The sequence below is a fragment of the Nostoc sp. genome, from assembly GCF_036917675.1.
Classification (GTDB): domain Bacteria; phylum Cyanobacteriota; class Cyanobacteriia; order Cyanobacteriales; family Nostocaceae; genus Nostoc.
The window spans coordinates 23,841-35,176 of sequence record NZ_JBALCT010000040.1 but is presented as its reverse complement, the minus strand read 5'-3'; the positions used below and the strand labels follow the sequence as shown (position 1 = coordinate 35,176).

Below are 11,336 nucleotides of genomic sequence, written 5' to 3'. Positions count from 1 at the left end.
ATTAATTTAGGCGAGTCGATAACCTTCCAAGCACGGGCAACAGATAATACCAAGGTGGCTGGACTGCAATTGCTGATTGATGGTACTGCGGTAGTTCTGGATAGCAATGGTATGGCAACGTTTAAGCCAACCATTGCTGGGACGATTATTGCAAAAGCGATCGCTACCGACACGGCTGGTAATATTGGGCAAGCGATATTCGATGTCGCTGTAATTGATACCAGTGATGTGAATGCGCCTAATGTCAGTCTTGATTTGGGTGCTTACGCTGGTGGTTTAATAACCGCACCCATCGATATTAAAGGTAGTATTTCAGACGATGGACAGTTAGATTACTATAGACTACTGGTTGCACCTGTTGCTGGTGGCGAGTTTAGAGAGATTGCGTTTGTTGATAATCCAACTGCGATCGCTAATGGTGTTCTCGGTAAGTTCGACCCTTCGCTGTTGCAAAATGACTCCTACATCCTGCGTCTGGAAGTTGCCGATAACGGTGGTCATATCAGCTATGCCGACGAGGTGGTGGATGTTGCTGGCGAACTGAAACTTGGGAATTTCCGCCTTTCCTTCACCGACTTGACTGTTCCAGTAACAGGAATCCCCATCACTCTCACTCGTACTTACGACAGTCTCAACTCAGGTATCACTGATGACTTTGGGTACGGTTGGCGGATGGAATTCAGAGACACGGACTTGCGAACTTCTCTGCGTCCACCCAGCGAAGACAGCCAACTCGTGGGCTACCAGAATTCCTTCAAGGATGGTACTAAGGTATACATTACACTGCCTGGGGGTAAGCGGGAAGCCTTTACGTTCAAGCCAAAGCAAGTCGAGCAAGTTGATGGTAGCTCTTTACTCTACTTCTCTAAGTATTTCTACACGCCGGAATTTGTTGCTGATAAGGGTGTAACGAGTACGCTTTCGGTTGAAAGTAACTTTATTACTAAGCAACAAGATTCCGATCAATTCTACGGCTTCCAAGGAAACCCATACAATCCTGCTGACCCGCTATTTGGTGCCAAGTACAAGTTAACCACTAAGGAAGGGGTGGTTTATGAAATTGACGCCCAGACTGGGGATTTGCTCACTGTCACGGATACCAATGGTAATAAGCTCACTTATACTGATGCAGATATTACTAGCTCTACTGGGCAGAAGATTACTTTCGGCAGGGATGCACAAGGGCGAATTGCGACGGTGACTGACCCCACAGGCAAGCAAATTCGCTACGAGTATGACGCGAAGGGTGATTTGATATCGGTGACAGACCGGGAAGGTAACACCACACGGATAGAGTATGATCAACAGCGATCGCACTATCTCGACAAAATCATCGATCCCTTGGGCAAAACTGGTGTCAGAAACGAGTACGGGGATGATGGGCGGCTCAAGAAGATGGTTGATGCCGCAGGTGCATCAGTGCAGTTAGCTTATGATCCCAGTCACTCCACTGAAACGATAACTGACGCACTGGGCCATCCTACCACTTATGAATATGATGAGCGAGGGAATGTAGTCACTGAGATTGACGCTCTTGGTGGCATCATCACTCGTGACTACGACCAAGACAATAATTTGCTGACAAAAGTAGACGCAGATGGTGTTTCCACTAGCTTTACTTATGATGCTAATCGGAATAAGCTTACTGAGATAAATCCTCTAGGTAATGTAACTAGATATACTTACAACAATTTTGGGCAGGTTCTGACTAAAATTAACCCATTAGGTCATATGACTACTCACGAATATGACAGTAATGGTAATCTTCTAGTCACTATTAATGCTATAGGTAGTACAAAGCAAACCTACAATGAATTCGGCAACATCACAGAGATCATTGACGGGGAAGGTCAAGCAACTAGATTTGAATATGACTCAATTGGCAGGGTAACTCGTCAAGTTGATGCTTTAGGTAATGCAACTACTTACACTTATGACAGTAATGGGAACCAACTGAGTCAAACCAGTACTATCACCACTATTAATGGTAAACAATTACAAACTAAGAGCTGGACTTATGATGCTGAAGGTCGTGTGACTTCTGAGATCGATCCGTTGAGTAACATCGTCCGTTACGAATATGACAAGATGGGTCATCAGACTTTTAGTATAGAACAGAACATGGATAATCGCCGTACTGAATATGAGTATGACGATAAAGGTCAACTTGTCAAAACCTTATATGCAGATGGAACATCCGAAAGCTCCGTTTATGATGGAGTAGGTCGAAACATTACTACCATTGATGCAGGCGGTCAAGCTACTCATTTTGTCTATGATGCTTTAGGACACTTGATCGAAACCATTTACCCCGACAACACAGCTAATAATTTAAATGATAATCCCCATACTCAAGCAGAGTATGATAAAGCAGGCCGAGTCAATGCATTTATTGATGAGCTAGGCAATCGCACCGAGTACAAGTACGATGCAGCAGGTCGCCGAATCCTAGTTCGTGATGCTCTGGGAAATGAAACTAAATACACCTACGATACTGCTGGACATCAGTTGAGCGAAACGAATGCCCGAAACTATACTACTAAGTTTGTGTATGATAACTGGGATCGCCCAATCGAAACTGACTTTGCAGATGGTACTCACACTACTACAACTTACGATGATGTTGGACGGCGTAGTAGCATAATTGACCAAGCGGGTCACACTACCTACTTCAGTTACGACGCACTCAATCGACTTGTTGAGGTTATTTACCCAGATGATACTCCTGAAGATATCTCAAACAACCCTAGAGCAAAAACTGAATACAACGAAGCAGGTTGGGTAACAGCTCGAATTGATGAGCTAGGTAATCGTGAGGAGTATGAGTACGATGCCGCAGGTCGCCTAGTAGAATCTCGCAGTGATTGTAGATGCCGTCGCAAAACCTATACTTATGATGCGGCTGGCAATACAATCACTGAAACTGACCCATTGGGACACACTACTGAATTTTTCTATGACAAGCTAGATCGTTTGATACAAACCTATTTTGATGATGGTTCTAACGCATTCACTACCTACGACGCTTTAGGACGCACCGTTGGTGAAACTGACTCTTCAGGTAAAACTACTAAATTTGAATATGACTCTCGTGGTCGCTTGACAGCAGTTGTTGATGCACTAAAACAACGGACAGAATATAGCTATGATCTAACTGGCAATAAAATTCAGGTACTAGATGCTAACAATCACATTACCCAGTATGAATATGATGCGCTAGATCGCCGCACTACAACCATCTTACCAATGGGACAACGGTCTTCTACTAGTTATGACTCTGTTGGCAATGTCGCCAGCACCACAGACTTTAATGGCAACATAATTACTTACGAGTATGATGCACTCAATCAAATCGCTGCCAAGCGATTCTCAGATACTACCGCAATTGAGTATACTTATACTCCAACTGGTCAAGTGAAAGCTATTCAAGACCAGCAGGGGATTGCTAATTATAAATACGATGTTAGAGACCGACTGGTTGAAAGAGATGATCCCGATGGGCAATTTATCCGCTACACCTATGATCCAACCAGCAATCGTACTGCTGTCATCACTTCCACTGGTACGACCACTTACACTTATGATAAGTACAACGAACTTGCGACTGTTACTGACCCCAATGGTGGATTGACCCGTTACACCTATGACAAAGCAGGAAATGTCACTCGCACTGAAATGCCAAATGGTACGGTTGAGACTCGCCAATATGATGACTTGAATCGACTGGTTTATCTTGAAAACACAGGGAACGTAGGTACTATTTCCAGTTACCGTTACACCCTCGACGCTGCTGGAAACCGCACGGCAGTAGTTGACAATACAGCTCGCAGAGTTGATTACACTTACGATGACCTTTATCGATTGACTCAGGAGAAAATTACCGATTCTACCGCCGGAAATCGCACTATTGACTACACTTATGATGTAGTAGGCGATCGCCTCGACCGTAATGATTCAGTACAAGGATTGACGACTTATGCTTATGACAACAATGACCGATTATTGAACGAAACATTAAACGGTCAGGTCACAAGCTATACCTATGACAAGAACGGCAATACTTTATCGCGGATTAAAAATGCTACCGATCAGGTGTTCTACGATTGGGACTATGAAAATCACTTGATCGAGGCTTCGGTCACTTCTTCAACTGGAACTGTTCACACCCAGTACAAGTACAATGGTGATGGCATCCGAGTTGCTGAAATTGTCGACGGTCAAGAAACACGGTATTTGATAGATGCTAATCGTCCCTATGCTGAGGTACTGTCCGAGTACACCCCAGATGGTACTGTCCAAGCTTCTTATGTTTACGGTCGGAACTTGATTTCTCAGAACCGAGGTGGAGTGAGCGAGTTCTATGAAAAGGATGGATTGGGCAGTACAAGCGCTTTGACTGATGCCAGTGGTCATGTCACAGATACCTATACTTACGATGCGTATGGGAATTTGTTAGGATCTACAGGCACTACTATCAACAACTATCTTTACACAGGTGAGCAGTACGAGTCAAATTTGGGTGAGTACTACTTGCGGGCGAGATATTACGATCCCAGTGTAGGGCGTTTTAGCGCCAGAGACCCATTTGAGGGCATAATGACAGAGCCACTGTCTCTGACTAAGTATCCTTATGCACATGGTAATCCGGTGAATGGGACTGACAAGAGTGGTATGTTTGTTGACCAAGATATTACTATTGCTGATGTTATATCCTCAATTCTGGATAGAATAAGTCCTATTTCTCCTCTAATTAGAGTCATTGGCAGAACTGCTGGCACAATTGGCGCAACAATAGCCACGGTAGTAATTGCTCATCAAGTAAATTTGGCTCTCAGTAAGGAGAGAATTAGGGAATGTACTTTAACAGGAGATGAAGATTGTGAGGCTGGTATTCCAATTGTCTTTTATGGACAAAAATTCAACGGTATGCCTTTAGAAAATACTACCAGCCACATAGGAAATGCTATAAAAGGTGGGAAGCCACAAGTTTTAAGTGCGTGGGCTGTTGCACCAGCAGATCATGGCAAAAGAGACTGGTACAAAAATAAACCACAATGCAACAATCCTGCGAGAGGAAAATATGTAAAAGCAGCACAAAAACAGGGCATCAGAATTGCTACAGATAAACTCACATGCGATGAATACCCTTTTTATCAGAGTGAAGAAGGTGGACGAACAAATTATGATGCGGGAATGGGATCACTTCAATTAGTTCCAAGTAGTGAGGCTGGACCACAGGGAATACTAATGAACGACTCTCAGCTAAAAGATGCTGGAGTCGTAAAAGGAGATCCTTTTTTCAAGTGGTACGGCGTTATTCCATTCCCAGACTCACCTCAATCATTTTGGCGTAAAGCTAACATAAATAGTATATTTGGGTAAATATCCTTTTCAATATGTCAATACTCAAAACATCTCTAGAAAAAATTGTGAACTGGCGACGAGTTAACTACCCCGATGCAGATTCTGCGTTAAGCCCAGGATTAACAGATCCGGAGATTGCAACACTAACTCAAGATATTCCCTTTGAGCTTCCTTTGGAAGTATGTGAACTTTTCCAATGCTGTCATGGAGACCATGTTCAACTCGACCCTTCTTTAGTTTTACATTCTTTGAAGTCAGCCCTAGAGCAATCTCTTTACTCAAACTGGATGAAGGGAGATAAATGGGCCTCCTCTGATTATGCACTTCCTATTTTTCATGGATATGGTAAAGATTTTTATTATGTCCTTTGTGACAAAGAACAAAAAGACAAAGCTCCAGTTTGGTGTGTATTTGCAGGCGAAGAACCAAGAATGTACGCTGCTAGCTTAACCAGCTTAATATTGACCATTTCAGAATGTTACGAAAGAGGTGCTTATTACGTTTATTTTTATGAAGAGTCTGGTGACTTTGGCTTGGAAGAAGATTTTGAAAAAAGCGAAAAAATTTTCCAGAAATACAATCCAGAACAGATGGATACTTGGGGATATCTTCATAAAGATTAATAAGTTGAACAGAAATATAACTTGTGATGAATATCCTTTCAACCAAGTTTATCAAGGCGGACTAAAAAATTATAATGCTGGATTAGTATCGCTCAAATTAGTTCCAGTAGAAGAATCAGATCCTCAAGGCCATTTTATGAATGACAAACAACTTAATTTAGCCTGAGTCGTAAAAGGAGATATTTTCTTCAAGTGGTACGGCGTTATTCCAGTAGCAACATTACCTCAATCATTTTGGCGCAAAGCTAACATAAATAGTATATTTGGGTAAGTAAGTGGGCATCGAAAAAGTCAGCTATATTAAGATATATAAATACTGAGAATGCATCTACAAGGGTAGTTTGTATATGGGTACCTCACATCTTGCACCAAGAAAAATTGGTGTATTTTAATTACTCAGTATTAAATCAGAACTCCTATATAGCGATAAAAACCCAAAAAAATTAGGTAGCTTTATCGCGCATATTTTTACGTTGCCTGGGTTTGTACTTAGAGGTGCAAGATATGAGGTACTCGTTTAAGGGTATTTCTAACTAATGAGCAAGACCGAACTTTGCTAAACCTTAGAAAGGAGGATGTGCCACAAAAAGTAACAAAGTTTTAACTTAAGTGTAACTCCTGATACTGTTGCACCGCAGGTTAAACTGATTGCTAACTATGACTCAGTTAATCTTGGGGAATCAATAACTTTCCAGGCACGGGCAACAGATAATACCAAGGTAGCTGGACTGCAATTGCTGATCAACGGTAATGCTGTGGTACTGGATGCTAATGGCATGGCACAATACACACCTACCCAAGCCGGAACTATTACTGCAAAGGCTTACGCTACTGATACGAATGGTAATATTGGGCAAGCGATATTCAATGTGGCTGTAATTGATACCAGTGATGTGAATGCGCCTGATGTCAGTCTTGATTTAGGTGCTTACGCTGGTGGTACAGTTACAGGGCCAATTAATATTAAAGGCACTGTCAGCGATGATAACCTGGATTATTAAGTACTCCTAGTTGCGCCCATTGGCAGTAGCGATTTCAAAGAGATTTTCCGAGGCACGAGTACTGTTCATGATGGTGTACTGGGCAAGTTCGATCCATCGCTGCTGGAAAATGATAGCTACACCTTGCGGTTGGAAGCTCACGATAAGGGCGGTAATATCAGCTTTGTGGAAGACACGGTTAATGTGTCTGGCGAACTGAAGCTCGGTAACTTTAGGCTGTCGTTTACGGATTTGACTGTGCCTGTAACTGGCATACCTATAACTCTCACTCGCACGTATGACAGCCTAACATCCGGTAGCACTGACGATTTTGGCTATGGGTGGCGGATGGAATTCCGGGACACAGACCTCCGAACCTCTGTCGGCAAACCCACTGGAGAAGTTGCGGAATTAGGAGGTCAGAATCCGTTCAAGGATGGTATTAAAGTATACATTACGCTACCAGGAGGGAGACGGGAAGGGTTTACCTTTAAGCCCCGAATTGACTCGCTTTCTCAGTATTTAAGGGGTGCTGGTAGTGTTGATTCTGACCCGAATCTATACCACCCCTCCTTTGTGGCTGATGCTGGCGTAACCGATACGCTGACTGTGCAAGATACTCGGATCATTCATGGGGCTGGTACTAATCAGTACTACGGTTTGGGTGGCAGTGCTTATAATCCTGCCGATACTTATTATGGTGGTGTGTATGTTTTAACAACAAAAGAGGGGATTGTTTATCAGATTGACGCTGCTACGGGTGATTTGCTTACTGTCACGGATACGAATGGGAACAAGCTGACTTACACTGATGCGGATATCACTAGTTCTACTGGGCAAAAAATTACCTTTGGGCGGGACGCGCAGGGACGGATTGCGACTGTTACAGATCCGGCAGGGAAGCAAATTCGCTACGAATATGACGCAAAAGGGGATTTAGTAGCTGAGACTGACCGGGAAGGTAACACCACCAAGTTTGTCTACGACAGCACCCAGCCACATTATTTAGCTCAAGTCATTGATCCCTTGGGTAAGACTGGGGTACGCAATGAATACGGTGATGACGGACGGCTCAAAAATATGGTTGATGCCGCAGGTGCATCAGTGCAGTTAGCATACGATCCCAGTCACTCCACTGAAACAATAACTGATGCACTGGGCAATTCTACCACTTATGAATATGACGAGCGCGGGAATGTAGTCACTGAGATTGACGCTCTTGGCGGCATCATCACTCGTGACTACGACCAAGATAATAATTTGCTCAAAAAAGTAGACCCAGATGGTGTTTCCATAACTTATACCTATGACAGTAAAGGGAATCCTTTAACTCTGACAGATAAAGATGGAAACGTTACCCATATTACATATAACCAGTATGGCGAAACCCTTAATATAATTTCGCCTACAGGATTAATAGTTTCATCAACTTATGACAAGCACGGCAATTTGCTATCTAGAACCAATACCGATGGACAAACTACAACCTTTAGCTATGACGGTTTTGGTAGATTAATCAAACAAACAGCGCCCGACAATGAAGTATCAACATATACTTATGATGATTTCGGGAATCCCACAGTCTTTACCGATAGTCGCGGCAACCAAGCTGTTGCTACCTATGACCTCAATGGCAAAGTCAAAACTTTGTCAATGGTTTTCCCCCAAGAGAATCAGACTTTAAATACCAGCTACACCTACGATAACCAGGGACGCACTACCTCTGTTACAAATCCTCAAGGAAATGTTACTACAACCGAATATAATGCTAAAGGAAATGTCATTGCCACTAAGGATATTAAAGGCAATCGGACTCAGTATTTTTATGACGACAAAGGGCAACAAGTCAAAGTCATTCTGCCTGACAACACCCCTAATAACCCAGATGATAACCCTGTAGTTTTAACTGAATACGACGCTGCCGGAAGAGTTATTTCCCAAACATCTGCCACAGGACTGAAAACTCGCTATGTTTATGACGAATTAGGCAGATTGACTGATACTATCTTGCCCGATCTCACTCTTGACAATCCAGATGATAATCCTAGAGAGAAAATAGAATACACTGCGGCAGATCGCATTCAAGCCAAGATTGATATTTTTGGTACTCGTACAGAATATACCTATGATAATTTAGGTCGAGTCAGTAGAGAGCGCGATTTCTTTGGTAATCCGATTGGTAATGACACGACTTACACCTACAACACAGGTGGTCAGGTTACTTCTATCACTGATGCCCGAAATCGCACAACTCAGATCGGGCTTGATGCTCAAGGTCGCTCAAGTGTGAATACATACTTTGACGGTACTACATCCAAGGTTGTATATGACGCTTTAGGACGTATCAAGTCGGAAACAAATCAACTGGGACAAGCTACAACCTATGAGTATGATGCCTATGGCAAAGTCTCAGCCATGATTGATGCGCTCAACCAACGTACTCAGTTTACTTACAACAGTCGCGGCAGTCTGGTTAAGGTCACTGATGCTTTGGGTCATGAAACTAAGTATGAATATGACCAGTACAATCGTCAGACGGCGGTGATTGACGGGAACGGCAATAGAACGGAAACGACCTATGACCAATTTGGACAGGTCATTGCGGTTAAGGATGCAAATCTGCATACAACAGAATATGCATACGATAATCTGGGTGAACTGACGGTAGTGAAGTTGGCGAATCAAGCTACTACTATTTACAGCTATGACAATTTAGGTAGACAAACGCTGTTTGAGGATGCCAATGGCAATAAAACGACCTATGAGTATGATGCGTTTAATCGGAAGGTAGCGACAAATCTAGCTTTGGGTCAGCGTTCTACGACGATTTTCAATAATTTTGGACAGGTTGCGAATACGACGGATTTTAATAGCAATGTGATTACCTATGGCTATGACCTCTATGGCAGATTGGCAACTAAATCCTTCTCAGATCCTCGTGTGGCAACAGTGGGTTATACCTACGATCCTGTGACTTCGCAGGTGAAAACGGTGGCTGATGGTAGGGGGGTAACTCAATATACCTACGATCAATGGGACAGGCTTCAAACTACAATCATGCCCGATCTGCAATCTATCACCTACGGTTATGACGTATTAGATAACCTGACCTCAGTCACTACATCAGCAGCTACTACCAACTATAGCTATGACAAGCTAAATCGCCTCGATACAGTCAAAGAAAGTAATCGCATTCTCGCAGATTATGACTATGACGCGGTTGGTAATCTCACTCAAACTAAGCTTGCAGATGGCTCAGTTGAGACTAGACAGTATGATGCTAGGAATGCATTGACTCAGATAACTGCAAAAAATGTCACAGGCACGGTATTTTCAAGCTTTACCTATACTCTAGACCCTTTAGGGAACCGAACTAATGTAATAGATAATATAGGTAGCACAGTGGATTATACCTATGATATTGTCAATCGTTTGACACAAGAAAAGATTACTGATGCTACAGCAGGGAATCGTACTATTGACTATAGCTATGATCTTGTGGGAAATCGTTTGAATAAAACGGATACGCTTGAAGGTTCAACCATTTATTCCTACGATGCTAACAATCGGCTGAAAAATACCACGGCAGGGGCAAAAGTCACAAACTTTACCTATGACAATAATGGTTCGATATTAACTGTTTCCGATGGCACGAATTTAGTTGTTTACGATTGGATTAATGATGGTGAGAATCGGTTAGTTAGGGTAAATAATGGTTCTTCTCAGACTCAGTATGTCTACGATGCGGATGGAAATCGCGTGGCAAGTATTACGGATGGAGTTAGAACTAATTATTTAACTGCTCCAATTATGGGTATGTCTGAAGTATTGATGGAGTATGACAATAGTGGAAATATCACGAGTGATTATACTCAAGGGTTAGGTTTAATCAGATCGCGGACAAGTGGTAGAGAGAGCTTCTATCATAAAGATGGAGCTTTCAAGGTTTATAACTTTGAGGTTCAAGGTTTCCATACTTACTTTGTCTCTAATTTAGATGTTCTAGTTCATAATTCATGTTATGATCCGTCCAATCCAAATAGAATAGGCCCAGACACATTAAATATTGGTGACTTGATTCAAGCATCTGGCGACCCCATTGGGAAAGGTGGTTTAACAAAAGCAGGCCGTGCGTTAAATAAACACGCGGCAGGTCAGAGAGGAAATTCTCCTTTTCCACCTTTAACAGGTAATAACGCCAACAAAAACTTAATAGCTGAACAACAGGTAAATGAGATACTAAATCATCCAGACGTTGTTTTTGTTAGACTTGGAAGAGGTGGAATTGAAGCTAGAGTTCCTGATGGACGTGGGATAAGGTTTGAAGCAAATGGTAGTTTTAATACATTTGTAGATTAAGAGGTTCAAA

The 11,336-nt window shown here is 42.6% G+C and carries 4 protein-coding genes; all 4 read left to right on the top strand.

Features of this window, described 5'->3' with window-relative positions:
* The first annotated feature begins 54 nt into the window (after positions 1 to 54).
* Positions 55 to 5,382 (top strand): RHS repeat-associated core domain-containing protein, encoded by a 5,328-nt coding sequence (locus V7K31_RS13395; protein WP_335094822.1) that lies wholly within the window; start codon positions 55 to 57, stop codon positions 5,380 to 5,382.
* 47 nt (positions 5,383 to 5,429) lie between these two features.
* Entirely contained in the window at positions 5,430 to 5,987 is a 558-nt protein-coding gene (locus tag V7K31_RS13390; RefSeq protein WP_335094821.1) for an SMI1/KNR4 family protein, read from the top strand.
* A gap of 644 nt (positions 5,988 to 6,631) precedes the next feature.
* On the top strand, positions 6,632 to 6,988 hold the full coding sequence (locus V7K31_RS13385; protein WP_335094824.1) for an Ig-like domain-containing protein: 357 nt from the start codon (positions 6,632 to 6,634) through the stop codon (positions 6,986 to 6,988).
* 123 nt (positions 6,989 to 7,111) lie between these two features.
* Positions 7,112 to 11,326 (top strand): hypothetical protein, encoded by a 4,215-nt coding sequence (locus V7K31_RS13380; RefSeq protein ID WP_335094820.1) that lies wholly within the window; start codon positions 7,112 to 7,114, stop codon positions 11,324 to 11,326.
* Positions 11,327 to 11,336: the final 10 nt, after the last annotated feature.